Origin of the sequence: Paenibacillus sp. (assembly GCF_048976745.1) — a bacterium.
Lineage (GTDB): Bacteria > Bacillota > Bacilli > Paenibacillales > Paenibacillaceae > Paenibacillus.
The window spans coordinates 14561-29842 of the sequence record NZ_JBHGUU010000011.1 but is presented as its reverse complement, the minus strand read 5'-3'; the positions used below and the strand labels follow the sequence as shown (position 1 = coordinate 29842).

15 protein-coding genes and 1 riboswitch are annotated in these 15282 nt (G+C 48.8%); of the genes, 8 read left to right on the top strand and 7 right to left on the bottom strand.

Going from position 1 to position 15282, the window contains the following annotated elements; all coding sequences use genetic code 11:
- Positions 1-234 precede the first annotated feature (234 nt).
- Positions 235-636 carry a RidA family protein gene (locus ACE3K2_RS17985; RefSeq protein ID WP_421893075.1) on the top strand — a complete coding sequence of 134 codons (402 nt, stop codon included), beginning with the start codon at positions 235-237 and terminating at the stop codon, positions 634-636.
- 485 nt (positions 637-1121) lie between these two features.
- Here the strand turns inward: ACE3K2_RS17985 and ACE3K2_RS17980 are convergent, their stop codons facing one another.
- The gene (locus ACE3K2_RS17980) at positions 1122-2192 is read right to left on the bottom strand and encodes a copper amine oxidase N-terminal domain-containing protein (RefSeq protein WP_421893072.1); all 1071 of its coding nucleotides are present in this window, start codon (positions 2190-2192) and stop codon (positions 1122-1124) included.
- Positions 2193-2438: 246 nt separating this feature from the next.
- Here ACE3K2_RS17980 and ACE3K2_RS17975 point away from each other — a divergent pair, with 246 nt between their 5' ends.
- Positions 2439-2915 (top strand): GNAT family N-acetyltransferase, encoded by a 477-nt coding sequence (locus ACE3K2_RS17975; RefSeq protein ID WP_421893069.1) that lies wholly within the window; start codon positions 2439-2441, stop codon positions 2913-2915.
- 47 nt (positions 2916-2962) lie between these two features.
- Positions 2963-4033, top strand: coding sequence for a Gfo/Idh/MocA family protein (locus ACE3K2_RS17970; RefSeq protein WP_421893664.1), 1071 nt, complete (start codon positions 2963-2965; stop codon positions 4031-4033).
- A 95-nt stretch (positions 4034-4128) separates the two neighbouring features.
- Here the strand turns inward: ACE3K2_RS17970 and ACE3K2_RS17965 are convergent, their stop codons facing one another.
- Both ACE3K2_RS17965 and ACE3K2_RS17960 read right to left on the bottom strand, forming a co-directional pair.
- On the bottom strand, positions 4129-4497 hold the full coding sequence (locus tag ACE3K2_RS17965; protein WP_421893066.1) for a hypothetical protein: 369 nt from the start codon (positions 4495-4497) through the stop codon (positions 4129-4131).
- Between the two features lie 95 nt (positions 4498-4592).
- Positions 4593-7175 carry a UvrD-helicase domain-containing protein gene (locus tag ACE3K2_RS17960; RefSeq protein WP_421893063.1) on the bottom strand — a complete coding sequence of 861 codons (2583 nt, stop codon included), beginning with the start codon at positions 7173-7175 and terminating at the stop codon, positions 4593-4595.
- A 348-nt stretch (positions 7176-7523) separates the two neighbouring features.
- Here ACE3K2_RS17960 and ACE3K2_RS17955 point away from each other — a divergent pair, with 348 nt between their 5' ends.
- Both ACE3K2_RS17955 and ACE3K2_RS17950 read left to right on the top strand, forming a co-directional pair.
- Positions 7524-8339, top strand: a complete 816-nt coding sequence (locus ACE3K2_RS17955) for a zinc ribbon domain-containing protein (RefSeq protein ID WP_421893060.1) — start codon at positions 7524-7526, stop codon at positions 8337-8339.
- Positions 8340-8407: 68 nt separating this feature from the next.
- Entirely contained in the window at positions 8408-9208 is an 801-nt protein-coding gene (locus ACE3K2_RS17950; RefSeq protein WP_421893058.1) for a TrmB family transcriptional regulator, read from the top strand.
- Between the two features lie 283 nt (positions 9209-9491).
- Here ACE3K2_RS17950 and ACE3K2_RS17945 read toward each other — a convergent pair whose 3' ends face one another.
- The gene (locus tag ACE3K2_RS17945) at positions 9492-10184 is read right to left on the bottom strand and encodes an NUDIX hydrolase (protein WP_421893054.1); all 693 of its coding nucleotides are present in this window, start codon (positions 10182-10184) and stop codon (positions 9492-9494) included.
- A gap of 80 nt (positions 10185-10264) precedes the next feature.
- Between ACE3K2_RS17945 and ACE3K2_RS17940 the strand changes: the two genes are divergently transcribed.
- Entirely contained in the window at positions 10265-10567 is a 303-nt protein-coding gene (locus tag ACE3K2_RS17940; protein WP_017690846.1) for a hypothetical protein, read from the top strand.
- A 241-nt stretch (positions 10568-10808) separates the two neighbouring features.
- Here the strand turns inward: ACE3K2_RS17940 and mscL are convergent, their stop codons facing one another.
- A complete protein-coding gene (gene mscL / locus ACE3K2_RS17935) occupies positions 10809-11303 on the bottom strand; it encodes a large conductance mechanosensitive channel protein MscL (protein WP_421893050.1) in 495 nt (164 codons plus the stop codon).
- 269 nt (positions 11304-11572) lie between these two features.
- Positions 11573-11672, top strand: a riboswitch (purine riboswitch).
- A gap of 286 nt (positions 11673-11958) precedes the next feature.
- Between mscL and ACE3K2_RS17930 the strand changes: the two genes are divergently transcribed.
- Together ACE3K2_RS17930 and ACE3K2_RS17925 are read left to right on the top strand one after the other, a co-directional pair.
- The gene (locus tag ACE3K2_RS17930) at positions 11959-12546 is read left to right on the top strand and encodes a xanthine phosphoribosyltransferase (protein WP_036613196.1); all 588 of its coding nucleotides are present in this window, start codon (positions 11959-11961) and stop codon (positions 12544-12546) included.
- Between the two features lies 1 nt (position 12547).
- On the top strand, positions 12548-13909 hold the full coding sequence (locus ACE3K2_RS17925; RefSeq protein ID WP_421893046.1) for a nucleobase:cation symporter-2 family protein: 1362 nt from the start codon (positions 12548-12550) through the stop codon (positions 13907-13909).
- 290 nt (positions 13910-14199) lie between these two features.
- Here the strand turns inward: ACE3K2_RS17925 and ACE3K2_RS17920 are convergent, their stop codons facing one another.
- The gene (locus ACE3K2_RS17920) at positions 14200-14538 is read right to left on the bottom strand and encodes a DUF4870 domain-containing protein (protein WP_421893043.1); all 339 of its coding nucleotides are present in this window, start codon (positions 14536-14538) and stop codon (positions 14200-14202) included.
- Positions 14539-14632: 94 nt separating this feature from the next.
- Positions 14633-14911 carry a transposase gene (locus ACE3K2_RS17915; RefSeq protein ID WP_150364055.1) on the bottom strand — a complete coding sequence of 93 codons (279 nt, stop codon included), beginning with the start codon at positions 14909-14911 and terminating at the stop codon, positions 14633-14635.
- Between the last annotated feature and the right edge of the window lie 371 nt (positions 14912-15282).

Sequence of the window (15282 nt, the reverse complement as noted above, 5' to 3'; positions counted from 1 at the left end):
AACGCTAATTTTTCTGAAATCCCCGAATAGACCGCTCTTGAGCAGTCATTTAGGGGATTTTTTCTGTTCAAAAAATGATGTTGGCTGACCACCTTGTCATAAAGCAGGGCACCGCGTGCCGGGAGCTGCACTAAGGTAGAATTAAAATCTATTCTATTGTCCGAGATGAGGTGGACTGATATAATTCAGGTTTAATCAGATGAGATAAATATAACCAAAGCGAGGGACGAGAGAATGGGTAGACAGCAGGTATTTACCGGTTCCCCATGGGAACCACTCGTGGGATATTGCCGTGCCATCCGTGTAGGGAACCGAATCGAAGTGGCGGGTACAACTGCGATGCAAGATGGTGTAGTTGTGGGTGCAGGTGATCCGTATGCACAGACGAAGTTTATTTTGCAGACGATCGAGAATGCACTGAAAGACTTGGGGGCTGACATGTCGCATGTCGTGAGAACCCGAATGTTTGTGACCGATATATCCAGATGGGAGGAAGTTGGCAAGGCCCACGGTGAATATTTTGGACAGATTCAGCCTGTAGCCACGATGGTTGAAGTTAGCGCACTCATTGATCCCTTGTTGATGGTTGAGATCGAAGTGGAAGCGATTGTTGAAGACGAAGTCCAAGCCGTCTGATCCTGACAGATAACTAGAAGACTTTCTAAGGAACACAGGACCAAGCGCTTCAAACGTTAGAATAAGACGCTTCAGATTCGTAAGCGCTACTTCTGCTTGCTCTTACATTCCGTATGCAACGCAAGTCGTATGCAGTGTATGTCGTATGTAGCGCACGATGTACGTGCCTGCCCCGGACAAATTCAGGTGCGCTTCGGTTTGAAGCAAGTGTGTAAAGACACACTCTAAAAAAACCAAAAAACCTTATCCATGCTTGTCAGAAGACAAGCGGATAAGGTCTTTTTTGAATTTGACTTCGTCACCTGGCCGCACGGCTGAGCTCGTTATGCGCCACACTCATGACAACGCGCGCCAGGACATACATGCGGATGGCTGGTCATTATGATATTCCATACTCATGTCACCAAACCAAGCCATGCCAAGAGATGCACGCGGTCTGCAACATAGAACATGTGCCTCAGCTCGGCAAGTCGCATCTGGTCGATTTATTTCGCTTCCAGTTGTGCTGCTGGTGCTTCAACAACCACTTTCCAAGCCGTTCCGATCGGAGGCAGGCTGCGTGTCAGCATGGGGCTGTAGAACCCAATGACTTTAGTTCCTTTAGTCAGTTCTTCAGCTTTCACCGTCTCGCCTTCGTGGTTCACGAGCAGTGTGTCTTTAGCAATATTCAGCACGACATGGTCAGGAGCCGTCTCAGTTAATCGTGTACCTGTGATCTCAATCTGTGAGATACTGCCTTCAGCTGTTGTTACATTTTCAATTGTACCCGCTGTACCCAGTACCTCTTCAGGTTGTGCCTCAGATGCTGTAGCTGCATCCAGTACAGTGACTTTATAAGTCGGTGTTTGTGGTGGCAGACTGCGGGTGGTGATCAGGGAATGCTCAGCTTCCACGTTCATGCCGATGGCCAGATCAGTCAATGCAATCTCTTTTCCCTCAACGGAGATGAATTTTGTCTCATCGCTCAGATTGAGGACGATACCATCCGTACCTGCACCGCCAATCTGAATGGACTTATATTTGTCCTGGTTCGAGATGCTGGTAATTACACCACGTTCAGTAACCGTCTTCACGTCCTCTTCACTGGAGATCGTCACCTGATTTCCTGTTGTGTTCACTTGTCCATGAAGTACCTTTTCGGCAAAAGAAGCCGGTACATACAATGTGCCGCCTGTGATTTCGGGTGCTGTACCCAGCGTGAGCAGCATTTTATTGACGGAATACTGATCCTTGCCTGTGATTACCTGTGTCCACAGTACACCTCGTGTCAGCTCTGCAGTTTTATTTTCTTTATTCCATTTCAGTTCAATACCCAGTGCTTCGGTAAGATCACGCAGCGGGATCATGGCTACTTTGCCATCCTTGTTCCAATAACCATCGGAGATGGATGCACCATTCACGGATACGTTTATTGCATCAGCTGCCTTACTATCTGCTGAAACGGATGTTTGATGGCCTGGTTGTGTGTTGTCCAGTGTTGCTGCATAAGCGGCTCCACCGCCGAGTGCCATGGATAGGGCCATAAGAGCACTTACTTTTTTCATGTTGTTATTCATCAATATTCATCCCTTCTAATCTTTGGACTGTCGCGGTAAAATCTTCCTTAGGGCCGCTTCAAGTTAATAGACGGGACAAATCGTCTCAGTGTTGCAGTTGGTATGTAATGAATGTAAACGGTATGTTAGTTTAGTTTTGAAATATCGCTTGTATTGCAGGTTATCGGCAGCAGGATCGGGTTAATTTCAGGTAAGCGGCCAAGTCTTTCCCTATTTCACATTCAAGTACGAGGAGGAACGGATTAGATGAGTGATATGTTGGTAGCGCTCTATCGTTTGCCGGAACAAGAGAGTGGACTGCGATCATTGGAGGAATCTTCCATTGTGATTCGAAGAGCCATTGCACCAGAGAAGCAGCTTGTACTGGATTGGGTGAGGTCACATTTTAGCCAGGCTTGGGTGGATGAATGTGAGGTCGCTTTTGCACGTCAGCCCGTGTCCTGTTACATTGCGGTTGAACATGGGAAAATGATTGGTTTTGCCTGTTACGAAGCGACATATCGCAACTTCTTCGGGCCGACTGGCGTGAGCCAGGATGCACGGGGCAAAGGGGTAGGTACAGCCCTGTTACTGGCCTGTATGCATGCGATGAAGGCGGATGGGTATGGTTATGCCATTATCGGATCAGCGGGACCTGTGGATTTCTATGCCCGAACATTGGGTGCAGTGAAGATTGAAAATTCAACGCCGGGTATTTACGAAGGCATGCTGCGGGCAGACTAGACGATAATGATGTTCTGGAAGTTGTGGAAAAGGAAGGGAGGACGATGATGAGCACAAAACAAATGTTACACATCGGAATGATCGGTACAGGATCCATATCGGATCTTCATATGAGGTGTTATGCCAAAAACGAGGATGCCGTCATCTATGCCATCTGTGATCTGAACGAAGAGCGGGCTAAGGCTGCGGCGCAGAAGTATGATGCCCAATCCGTGTACACCGATTATCGGGAGATGCTGGAGGACCCGCATGTGGATGCTGTCAGTATCTGTACCTGGAACAATACACACGCGGAATTCGCCATTGCTGCACTGGAGGCAGGCAAACATGTGTTACTGGAGAAACCGGTGGCAACCAATGTGGAAGATGCGCTGCGGATTGAAGAAGCGGTGAAGAAGAGCGGACGTACCTTTATCGTTGGATTTGTGCGTCGTTATGATAACAATATGCAGATGATGCGCAGATTCATTGATGCCGGGGAATTTGGTGAACTGTATTATGCGAAAGCTTCCATTCTGCGGCGTCACGGCAATCCAGGCGGTTGGTTCGCTGACAAAAGCCGTTCCGGCGGAGGTCCTCTGATTGACCTGGGCGTACATATTATCGACCAATGTTGGTATCTGATGGGTAGGCCGAAACCTGTTTCGGTCAGTGGTAATACGTATCGGAAGCTGGGCAATCGTGCCCATATCGAACATCTCTCTTTTTACAAAGCAGCCGACTACAGCGCAGCTGTGAATGATGTGGAAGATATGGCGAATGCGCTCATTCGGTTTGAAAATGGGGCTTCATTGGCGGTGGATGTGAGCTTTACCCTGCATGCACGCGGAGATGAATCTTCAGTGAAATTATACGGTGAGCGTGGTGGGTTCGAATTGGAGCCGGAGACAATCATCGTCACGGAGAAAAATAATACCATCCTGAATATTGAACCCCAGACGGACAATACGGGTCTCCATATTCATAGCGCATTTCAGAACCAGATCGACCACTTCGTGGATTGTTGCCTGAACGGTACAGAGCCGATCAGTCCAATTGCGGATGGGGTGGCTTCCACACGCATGCTGTGCGGAATCTACGAATCCGCTGAGAAAGGCCAGGAGATCAGGCTGGATTGAGTCCGGTTTACACGGCAGTTGTCCTTCATCATATTAAAAAGCATGCGTCTTCCGCGTGATCTGCGGCTACGCATGCTTTTTGGCATCCTGTCCTGTCATTTATTCAGTGGTGAATTCTCATATCCTGGGTCATCGTAATCCGTATCCTGCAGCCTCGGAAGTACGTTCATGCTCTCAATGGCCTGCCGGGAATCAGGCGTGCCGTGGTCATAGAGAAAGGTATAGAGCAAGGTCATGCCATCCGAAAATTGCTCTGTAGCCTCATCATGATCTGCTGATTTGTAGGGTACCGGAGCTCGTTGCAAGGTATAGGCATCGTCATCCTCCAGCACCTTCATCAGATCTTTTAATCGGCCCAACTGTTCATCATCCACCAACACCTCAAAGGGTGTAGATTCGTTCTTGGTTCGTTCAATCAGGTTATGAGTTACCGATACATACAGATGTTGTTTGTCGTCCTGCATAATCCAACCCCCCATTCTGAAATGGAAAAAAGACGCTTCTACTGTTAATAAACAGCAAAAAGCGCCATGAAACGAGCGACTATGCTCGTGTTATTTTATTTCCCAAATCTCCCCGTTACGGGAACCTGGCGGGTACCGGCCTCCATCGATCCTGAACATAGAGGGCAGGCGGGTGGACCGGATGAAGCCTTCTTGTTTGTTTTTGTAGAAGGCACAGCCGGTTTCTGTCTTAACCACGCTTTGCAGGTGGACGAACTGCATTTCCAGATCGCAACGGTCTCCGTACGCTCCACATTGCCTGAACCTGAACTGTGGGACTGTGAACGGGAGGAACTCGCAGCTGTCGGACTTATACCTGTGGTACTGAACGCCTTATGGTTGCGAATCTCACCACTGCCCCGCCGTTCACCGAGGCGATCCTCGTCACGTTCGTTGTGAACCTCGAAGTCACGACGGTCACTGTGGCTAATGGCACGGCGTTGTGCCATATCCCGACCTTCGGAACGGGTACCTGAGCCTGAGCGGGCATACGGTGCATTTCCTTTGCCATATGAAGATGGGCTAGTCGTCCGGCTCTCCTCACGCGGTTTGCGTTTGTCCGGAACTTCCATGCCGAAGGCTTCAAGCAGGAAACGGGACACATCCGCTGGCTTTCCATGATGAGATGCGGGTGAGGTGACATACAAATACTGCTTGGCCCGTGTGATGGCAACGTAGGCCAGCCGACGTTCTTCCTCCAGCGCCATATCCAGCTCCGCATCGGTCTGCTGCACAGCAAGCGCAGCTTTCTGATCCTCAGGGATATCCTGGCGCAACGCGGTACTGTGGGGCACAATGCCTTCACTGGCTCCAATCCAGTACACACAAGGGAACTCCAATCCTTTGGCCCGGTGGATCGTCATCAGTTGTACGGCATCACTGTCCTGCGCACGACGCAAAGATTCCATCTCACGGTGTCTGCGGGACAGCTCATCCGCGAATTGAATGAACTCTTCCACCGTTTCGAATTTTTTGACGGCAGCTTCGAATTCATCCAGCGTTTCCAGCATCGTTTCCTTATAATGGGTGAAGATGCTGGGGTCACCACTTTCCATATACTTGTCGTAGAACTGCCTGCGCATCTCCTGAATGGCGATGATGGGCTTTAGTTTGTGCAGTGATTTGATCAGCTTGATGCGTTCTTTGACCTGCTCCTGCTGGAAAGGTTTCAGCTTGTCCCATTTCACCAGATGGATAAGCGGATATTTCTTGGCTTGTTGTTGTTCGCAGCGCTGTATCCATTCCAGGCCAGCATCCCGTGAAACGTAGAGTGGTCCCAGCGCACTGGGAAGAGCATCCATGGATCTTGGATCAAGGGACAGACGCAGATGATCCATCAGGGGTCTGATGAGAGACTGGTCATAGAACACCGGGGAAGCACCATGCTGTACAAAAGGCACGTCTTTCAACACAAGCTGCTCAAATACAGCTCGGCTGCTGCTGGCTGTTCGGTGAAGAATCGCTATATCACGATAGGTGTGCTGCCCTTCTTCAACCTGTTGGCAGAGTTGATTCACGACCCATGCCGCTTCTTCCTCCGCATTGGATGGTGTGGCGAAACGGGGCGCATCTCCGCGGTTTCCGGCGGCACGCAGCCGTTTGTCACGTCTGCGTTTATTACGGGCGACCAGTTCGCTTCCGAGTCCGAGAATGCGTGCATCACTGCGATAATTGATATCCAGCGTCACGATACGTGCACCGGGGTATACTTTATCGAATTCCAAAATCGATTCCTGGCGTGCGCCATTAAAGGTATAGATCGTCTGGTCATCGTCTCCCACAACCATCAGGTTGCGGTGAGCGGAAGCCAGTTTTTGCACAATTTCATATTGCAGATGATTCGTATCCTGGAACTCATCCACCATAATGTACTGAAAACGCTTCTGAAGTGGACCCAGGACAGCAGGATCACGAAGCAGAGCGGCTGCACGCAGCAAAATATCGTCAAAGTCCATTTTGCCCCGCTCCTGCTTCCAGGCTTCGTAACCAAGCAGAACACGTTTGGCATCGCGTTCTTCCTGCGATTTTTCAGGCAAGTCGGTTGTTTCCGATCCTTGCATCTTCCATGCAGACAGCATCGCCAGCAGACTTTCGGGTTGGAAGGCTTCACTCATGCCATTTTGGCGCAAAAGCATCTTCAGCACCGTATGTTGTGCTCGTGACTCGCCAAAGATCTCTTCCTGTACACCGTAATGACGCAGCAATGTCAGGGCAAAAGAGTGAAAGGTACGAGCCTGCACAGCTCTTGCAGCTGCCGGGCGTATGCCTGGCAATGCGGCGATGCGGTCTTTCATCTCGGTGGCGGCTTTGTTGGTGAACGTCACCAGCAGGATACTGCCAGCATGTACGCCACTGACCTCTATGAGGTAGCCGGCTCTTGCAGCCAGTACAGTGGTTTTGCCGCAACCGGCTCCGGCGAGCGTCAGAATAGGTCCTCTGCCGTGACGGACTGCCGAGATTTGTGGTGCATTCAGCTTGATGCCGGACTCTTCAAGAGAGCGAAAATAAAAGGCATCCTGTTGATCATTGCCCACGAGTTGCCGGCTGGTCTCCAGGGGAGCAGACGGGGACTGGGGCAGGGACGCCGCCGGGGTAACCCCAAGCGGACGGGGGTAGAACGTTGAGTTCGGACTTAACATGTTTCATCCACCTCTGTATGCATTCAGGGATAGGACTATCCCGGCTAAAAGTAAACCATTTGCCCTTTTCACAATCGCATTGTAAATTGGTATGATAGAGTTAGTTGCCTAATCAGGCGGTTAAGTATGGTCAAAGCTTCATTATACCCGAACATATGGTCTTGACGAAAGCCCCCGATTTCATCCAGTATCGGTATAAAACGGGCACCTGCACGAGATTACGCAACTTTTTGGCATGATATCGTATAAGTTATATGCCTGAGCATTTTGCATGAAGGATGTAATATGCTAATTTACTAAAATTCAAAATGATAATATTGGTTTTGACGGGACAGAGGAGGAATGGTCATGAAACTGCTTCAACGCATCAAAGACGGAGCGAACAAAGCAACAGAGCGTGCCCAGCACGCCGTTGAGATTGGGAAATTGAACAACCAGATTGTGGGCTTGCAACAGGAACAGGAAGTCCATTTTACAGATATGGGTCGCATCTTCTATGAGGGTTATCGGGCACAGGATATGACGCGCGCGGAAAAAGAAATGGTGGATCTGTCGCAGCTCTGCGACGAATTGCAGGACGAGATTGATGGTCTGCGCAACAAGATTGCACAGCTCAAGAACGAACGGTTGTGCGAGTGTGGACACGTCGCTTCCCTGGATGCCAACTTCTGCCCTAAATGCGGACGCAAGTTGGGTGAACTCAAGAAATCAGCACCTACAGTAGGAGCTGCAGGAGTTGCAGGAGCGACCACAGCCGCGAGACAAGAAGCAGCTGTAGCTCAAACCCAAAATCCGGAGCCGGACTTCTACGATGCCCCACCTGAATTGGAACTGGAGGAAGACGAGCCGTATCACACGGTCATTCCGTCCATAGCCGATCTGGAGACGGAATCGGAATATAACAGTACGGAATTCACGCAGGAAGAGAAGGAAGCATTCGATGCAGAGTGGGAACGTCGCAGAGATGAAGAGATGCAACGGGAACGTGAGCGTCAGCAAGAACTGGACGAACGCATCCGCTACTGGAAAGAAAATAACCCCATCGTGAACACGGTGGACGTACAGACCGAAGTGTCACGTGAAATGGTGAATTGTCAGATTTGTGCAGCCGAGCTGCCCAAAGGTTCGAAATGGTGCCCGCGCTGTGGTGCCGAACAGATCTGATGCAGTAGAAGCTCTGCCGCATCAGTGTGAGGCAGTGCGGGTTGCTGACAGCATGGGGGGACGGGAATATGGACCAACTGCTGCATCATTTGCGTCATCTCGGTTTTACCGAGATGGAATCTAAAATTATGGTGGAACTTGCCCGCCAGGGATCAGCCTCAGGATATGAGGTTGCGAAACGTCTTGGCGTGTCCCGTTCCAATGTATATGCGACCCTGCAGCGGCTGGAACAGCGTGGATTTTTGCGGTGTAGTCCGGGGGAGCCCGCGAAGTACAGTGTACTGAAGCCTGAGGAGATGACACGCATGATCTCCGATCAAATGCGTACCTCTCTGGATTATGTCCAGAGCAGCATGCCCAAGAGCGAACCGGAGAAGCCTGTCTTCTATAACATCGAGGGTGACAAAAATGTGTTTGAGAATCTGAGCCGTGAATTGGCCGAGGCTCAGCACGAGATTGTCGTAGACGTTTGGCGTGAAGAGGCGGAGCTGCTGCGTCATGACTTACAGCAGGCTGAGGCTCGCGGTGTAAGGCTGTTATGGTCGTGTGATGGCGGAGAAGGCATGCTTGACCAGCCGCTTCCTTTGCCGGGATTGCCTTTGTATGGCACAGGTAACGGTCGGAAATTCTCTCTGGTGGTAGACCGGCGCTGGTGCATGCTGGGGATGCGTGGTGAATCATGTGCCACACAGGCAGTGGTGACGGAGCATCCGGTCATGACCGGACTGCTGCTGAATCATTTTGCTCAAGAGCTGGTGTTGTATGAACTGGAACAGGATATGGGTGAGGAACTGGAGTCCCGCTATGGGCACCGGTACGAAGAACTCTCAGCACGTTACTGGTCTTCTCCTTCAGAAGAGGGTGAATAAAGCCAGAAAGATCGGCGACTATTCGACATGTGATGGAGTGAACATGCCAGCACAAAGGTATCTTTCATCTTTCTTGGTAAATCGAATACGTATGTACATAAAGCAGGCGCTGCCCCAGAGGCAGACGCCTGTTTGTGCTGGTCGGGGATATGACAGTGATGTTCGTCACAGCATCTGTTCCCAGTCAGGTCAATAGTAAAGGTATGAAGTTATGCTATTTTTGAGAAAATGAAGCTATGAACATTCGATTGAACTGGATCGGGTTGAACAGGATTGTACATGATCACTCTTTGGGTACGTGATATAGAGCTTCGAGCACGTCTGTATAATAAGCTGTGCCATGGGGCACAAATTCCGTTGCCCGAATCTCGCGAACGATACGCTCAGGTTCATAAGCTGCCTGATCGCTTAATGGGCCCTCATGACCGATGGAATGTGGTGGTGATATCAACGGTTGTGTCTGAACTCCAGTAGCTTGAATGACGTCGATCTCGCCACGGAACATAGCGAGTAGATCATCCAGCGCCACTTCATAAAGGCTATCCACCTCGCTGGGTTGCAGAACATAGGCTTCGAGCGGCTGGTTCAGACATACTCCATAGACCGCACTGAATTCCCGATCTACGAATGGAATGCCACGTACCTCTCCTTGGAGCTGCTGTGTGGCCGTGAGTAGATAGGTTAGTGCATCAAAAGGTACATGTACACCCAATTCTTCCTCCAGCTCACGATTGGCATCTTGCAGTTGTTCACCTGCAGTGAGGTGACCTGCTGCTGTAATGTCGTAACATCCGGGGAAGGTATCCTTCATATCACGCCGCCGCTGAAAAAGAACCCGTCGCTGCTTGCCTTCGTCACGCACAATCCAGCAGTGGAATGAACGGTGCCAATATCCTTTGGCATGGACTTCGCTACGCGGCGCTGTACCGATCCAATGTTGCTGATCATCATAAATGTCGAAACGTTCTGGGGTCATGAAACGTATCTCCTTATATAGCAGTTTTTAAAGTTCAAAATTTCACAAAGTATGTTTTTAAACGAAAGGGGAACGATCGTATGGAATGCATTGTACACTTTCAGGTGATTTATCCGCAACCTCAGGAACGTAAAAGTCTTAGAGGACTTATATTTGTAGGGCAAGGTCAGGAACCGGCTAACAGTCAGTTAAGCAGCATGTTTAAGGATATGGGATTTAATGTACGTTTGGAAGATGAGGCCCAATTGTTGTTCAAGCCAGTGGATGCTTCGGCAAACTTTGAATATATTCGCGTGACAGAACTGGATACCGGGGAAGAGGTTTACAAGGAAGATAAGGATCTGAAGTCGATTCTGGAGCATTTGCTGCCACGGCGTTTCTAGTTTATAAACATGGGGACGAACGAAATTCATGGGGCGGCACATGTAACACATGTATGTTAGGCATGAAAAAAGGCCCCACCTTTACGGTGGAACCTTCAAGCTACGAAATATCGTATCAATCAAGCCTTTGTGCTTCGTTTTTCATACATAAACCCTAACAAGTCGGGAAGTTGTTCCCGGCATTCACATCAGTATGGTTACTAGGAATTCAATTCCATGTACGATTAAACGCTAATTGTATTTACGCTGTTACGCCGCTTCCTTCTGCTTCCAGTTCTGAAGTGCAGTGCGAGCAACGTGTAGCCGCGGCTGGGATTTCAGATAGGCAATACTTGCAAGCCTTGGTCGTTTTTTGCGGCTCGGGCTTTTTGTGTTCTTTGCTTTTGAGATAGTTGATCCCTTTCACAAGCATGAAGATACAGAACGCAACGATAAGAAAATCAATCATGACGTTGATGAACTGACCATAAGCAATCACGGTAGCCCCAGCTTCGTTGGCTTGCGCAAGTGTGGTGATCTCCTGTCCGTTTGCTGTTTTCATGTCCCTATCCAGGTTGAAGATTTTCTGACTGAAGTCGATTCCACCCAGCAGTTTTCCAACCGGAGGCATGATGATATCATTCACAAGGGATGTGACAATTTTACCAAAAGCAGCTCCAATAATGACACCGACTGCCAGATCGATGACGTTGCCGCGGACGGCAAATTCCTTAAATTCTTTAAATACGCCTTTCATGTCTGCATATCTCCTTTGATCATTTATTCATAATGTAGGCCGCGTTTCCATCCATTCTCCGTTCAGATCCGCGCTTCCGTTCTCATATTGTACATAAAAAAGTGATTCCAATCACCCCCTGTTTGCAAATTAAGACAAGTTTCCGCAACTTCCATGAAAATACTTCTTTATTTCACGCCGCCGATTCGGTATACTTCTAACATTGTCAGTTATGTTTAACCTTTTACATTCAGGTTCGCGATCATACATTGTAACGAATCATGGAGCCAAAAATTTAATATGCCGTTACTCGTATATGTGCAGGAATAGGCCTGCATGTCTCTACCCGATCACCGGAATGATCGGACTACGGGAAAGATGCTGCAACATTTTGTAGGGCTGGCATGAGATTATTCTCAGACAGTTTGCTTGAAAAGCAGGTTCAGGAACTTCACTTCCGATTCTGGATAGACTTTTTGGCGTTTGACGTGCCAGGAGTGAACTCCTGCTAGTACACTTGCAGCATCCATACGGCTTGTCCATATACGTACAAGTCCGTCTTTCCCGTCTCCGGTTATTCCGCAGCGTGTGAAAAGGCGGGCTTTTTGTTTTTTACCATGAGATTGAAGAGGCATGTGGGTTTCTGTGCAGAGGGCATTCAGGGGGAAGAATTGCAATGCAATTGTTAAAAGACAAGGTAAGACAGGAAGGCATTGTCCTGTCCGAGCAAGTACTCAAAGTGGATTCATTCCTGAACCACCAGATGGACCCGGTTCTCATGAAGGAAGTAGGCAAGGAATTCATTCGCCGCTTTGAAGGAGAGAACATCACACGTGTGCTAACGATTGAGTCGTCCGGGATTGCGCCAGGCATCATGACCGCGTTGGAGTTGAACGTACCGCTGATCTTTGCTCGGAAGCAGAAGTCGCTCACACTGACGGAAGACATTCTGGTGGAGAAGGTCTACTCCTTCACGAAGCAGGAAACCAATGAAATTACGGTTGCCAAGAAATTTATGAAGCCTGGGGATCGTGTATTGATCATTGATGATTTTCTGGCAAACGGTGAAGCAGCATTTGGTCTGGCTCGCATTGTGGAGCAGGTTGGAGCTGAAGTGGTTGGGATCGGTATCGTGATTGAAAAAGCATTCCAGCCGGGAGGTCGCTTGCTGAAAGAAGCAGGATACCGTGTAGAATCGCTGGTTCGCATTGGGGCACTGTCGGATGGACAGGTTACATTTGCGGACGAGGAGGGCACGAACTAATATGGCACGCGAACGTATTTTTCAGCGGCATCGGCATCCAATTAAAACCTTCTCACTCGGACTACAGCATGTGCTTGCCATGTATGCAGGAGCCGTTGTCGTTCCACTGATCGTGAGTAACGCATTAGGCTTCACACAGGAACAATTAACCTATCTCATTGCCATTGACTTGCTCGCCTGTGGTGTGGCTACACTGCTTCAGGTATGGGGGAATAAATATTTCGGCGTAGGGCTGCCTGTTATGCTCGGTTGTGCATTCCAGGCCGTGTCTCCGATGATTCTCATCGGGATGAACAGTGGCGTATCTGCCATTTACGGGGCGATTATTGCTTCAGGATTGTTTGTATTGATCTTCTCGGGTCTCTTTGGAAAGCTGATCAGGCTTTTCCCTCCTGTCGTGACAGGTTCTGTTGTGACCATTATTGGTCTGACGCTGATCCCGGTTGCTTTCCATGATCTGGGTGGCGGTCAGGGCCAACCGGACTTTGGTAGTGGAACGAACCTGTTGCTTGGTTTCGGTGTACTGCTCTTTATCATCCTGATGACTCGTTTCACAACTGGATTCATCCGTTCCATCTCGGTACTGATTGGTTTGCTCGTAGGTACTGTGGCGGCCGGATTTATGGGCGAGGTTAATTTTGCTCCTATTCGCGATGCAAGCTGGTTCCATGTTGTTCAGCCGTTTTATTTTGGCAGACCGACATTTGAGATTGTCCCAATCCTGACGATGATTCTGGTGGCGATTGTCAGCGTGGCCGAGTCTACAGGTGTATTTATGGCTCTGGGCAAAATCCTGGACAAAGATCTGTCTTCCAAGGATTTGGCCCGTGGTTATCGTGCGGAAGGATTGGCCATTGTGTTAGGTGGTATTTTTAACTCGTTCCCGTATACAACGTATTCGCAAAATGTAGGGCTCGTTCAAATGACACGTGTGAAAACACGTGATGTCATTGTTGTGGCTGGTGGGATCCTGGTAGTCATCGGATTTGTACCGAAGATTGCAGCGCTCGCACAGCTCGTTCCAGGGGCGGTTCTTGGCGGAGCCATGGTGGCTTTGTTTGGCATGGTCGTATCATCCGGTATCCGAATTATCGGTAGTCAGGTCGATCTGAACCGTCATGAGAATCTCTTTGTCATTGCTTGTTCTGTTGGTATGGGGCTGGGGGTTACCGTCGTACCTGAGTTGTTCGCCGGTGCACCGGACTGGGCTCAGATCATGCTCGGCAACGGCATCATTGCAGGCAGCTTCACGGCGATCTTCATGAACCTGCTGTTTAATGGTCTGGGCACCAGGGAAACAGCTGCCAAGATGGCTGAACAACAGGCAGATGCCATTCTAGGAGAGACGGGCAAGTCGGCCTAATAACCGGATTAGACCTATCATCCAGCACGATTGTTATGTTAACTGTTTATAATACATCTTTAACAAGATGAACATTTAATTTAAGCAGGTTAATACATGGTGATATACAGCATGAATGGTTTATGACATACATCATTTATGTTGTGAACGTTCAATCCCATGAACAAGCCACCTTTACATGTGAAACAGCGAAGAACTGTTGAAGCCTAAAATATAATTACAAAAAGACGATCCACACCCGTTTGAAAAGGGATGGATCGTCTTTTCTTTTGGATCATATCTTCCTAAAGTTACAGATGACGCATCTGTTTCTCTGCAAAATCGCCAACCCAAGGCAGCTTTATCCATTTTCCCTGCAAGCTGGTGACCACCATGATGAGCCAGACCACCACACCGAGCAGAGATAACAGCGATGCGATCAGTGGTCCAAACAATGGAAGAAAAGCGGATAGTACATGTCCGACCATAATGATACCAAAGACGGTTACGGATTGAAGAGCGTGAAAAAGAACAAACCGGCTCCGCTTCTCTACAGCGAGAAAAACAATCCCGCCTACAAAGGTAAACAGGTAACAGAGCATACCGGCAATATTTTCATCCAGACCGCTAGACGATTTCATGGGGGACATCCGGTCCAGCCTCCTTTAACCTTTTTTACTAGGTTATGAAGGAGGTGGACAGAACTGAACCGGTTAATTTATCTGACTAACAATCAAACGAAATTTATCTTCCGCCCTCAATCTGTCTGCGTGGGTTTGTGATCTTGCCCATTTTATCAGTATCGTTTTCTTTGGGAACCAATCGTTCATCGGTACGTCCATCGTGGTGATTATCAAAAGCATACTCCGTCAGCTTCCATTCTGACTTGCCGAGAACGGGATCTGCCGGGAAGTGTTGCCCGCGGTGCAAATGTTCCTCACGTCCGGCTTCGTTGATATATACTCCGTCGACTTCCACCTTTTCATGAGAAAGGGGCAGCATATCCTGTTCTTTGCGTTCCATGAAACGGCGCCTCCTTTTAGATACCATTAATTTAACTGTATGGGTTGTCCGTGATAATATCCCCCGAATAGTTCAGTGTTATGCTGGATATATTAATTCCGTATAGAATGGCGGCATTCATAACATATGATTCGGACTTAAACTTTTTGGGCATGAAAACCGTTATATTTATTAGAGGAAATCGTCAAGTCGTAAGATACTTCCGAATATGCTACAATAAGATTATGATTCATTCCGAATCATATCGGGTATTTATAGTGTCAGGTACTTGCTTTCTAGCGAGGTTCCCGACCTAAAGCTTGCTTTAAGCCGCGCACACAACTTCATGGATGGCATTTAAGACTTATTCGGCATTCTCTAAACGGAGCATT

Excerpts from the sequence above, each read along its gene's own strand:
- ACE3K2_RS17955 (WP_421893060.1), top strand. The coding sequence starts at position 7,524 with ATGAAACTGCTTCAACGCATCAAAGACGGAGCGAACAAAGCAACAGAG.
- ACE3K2_RS17930 (WP_036613196.1), top strand. The coding sequence starts at position 11,959 with ATGCAATTGTTAAAAGACAAGGTAAGACAGGAAGGCATTGTCCTGTCC.
- ACE3K2_RS17915 (WP_150364055.1), bottom strand. The coding sequence starts at position 14,911 with ATGGAACGCAAAGAACAGGATATGCTGCCCCTTTCTCATGAAAAGGTG.
- ACE3K2_RS17960 (WP_421893063.1), bottom strand. The coding sequence starts at position 7,175 with ATGTTAAGTCCGAACTCAACGTTCTACCCCCGTCCGCTTGGGGTTACC.
- ACE3K2_RS17945 (WP_421893054.1), bottom strand. The coding sequence starts at position 10,184 with ATGACCCCAGAACGTTTCGACATTTATGATGATCAGCAACATTGGATC.
- ACE3K2_RS17950 (WP_421893058.1), top strand. The coding sequence starts at position 8,408 with ATGGACCAACTGCTGCATCATTTGCGTCATCTCGGTTTTACCGAGATG.
- ACE3K2_RS17925 (WP_421893046.1), top strand. The coding sequence starts at position 12,548 with ATGGCACGCGAACGTATTTTTCAGCGGCATCGGCATCCAATTAAAACC.
- ACE3K2_RS17975 (WP_421893069.1), top strand. The coding sequence starts at position 2,439 with ATGAGTGATATGTTGGTAGCGCTCTATCGTTTGCCGGAACAAGAGAGT.
- ACE3K2_RS17980 (WP_421893072.1), bottom strand. The coding sequence starts at position 2,192 with ATGAATAACAACATGAAAAAAGTAAGTGCTCTTATGGCCCTATCCATG.
- ACE3K2_RS17970 (WP_421893664.1), top strand. The coding sequence starts at position 2,963 with ATGAGCACAAAACAAATGTTACACATCGGAATGATCGGTACAGGATCC.
- ACE3K2_RS17985 (WP_421893075.1), top strand. The coding sequence starts at position 235 with ATGGGTAGACAGCAGGTATTTACCGGTTCCCCATGGGAACCACTCGTG.
- ACE3K2_RS17920 (WP_421893043.1), bottom strand. The coding sequence starts at position 14,538 with ATGTCCCCCATGAAATCGTCTAGCGGTCTGGATGAAAATATTGCCGGT.
- mscL (WP_421893050.1), bottom strand. The coding sequence starts at position 11,303 with ATGAAAGGCGTATTTAAAGAATTTAAGGAATTTGCCGTCCGCGGCAAC.
- ACE3K2_RS17940 (WP_017690846.1), top strand. The coding sequence starts at position 10,265 with ATGGAATGCATTGTACACTTTCAGGTGATTTATCCGCAACCTCAGGAA.
- ACE3K2_RS17965 (WP_421893066.1), bottom strand. The coding sequence starts at position 4,497 with ATGCAGGACGACAAACAACATCTGTATGTATCGGTAACTCATAACCTG.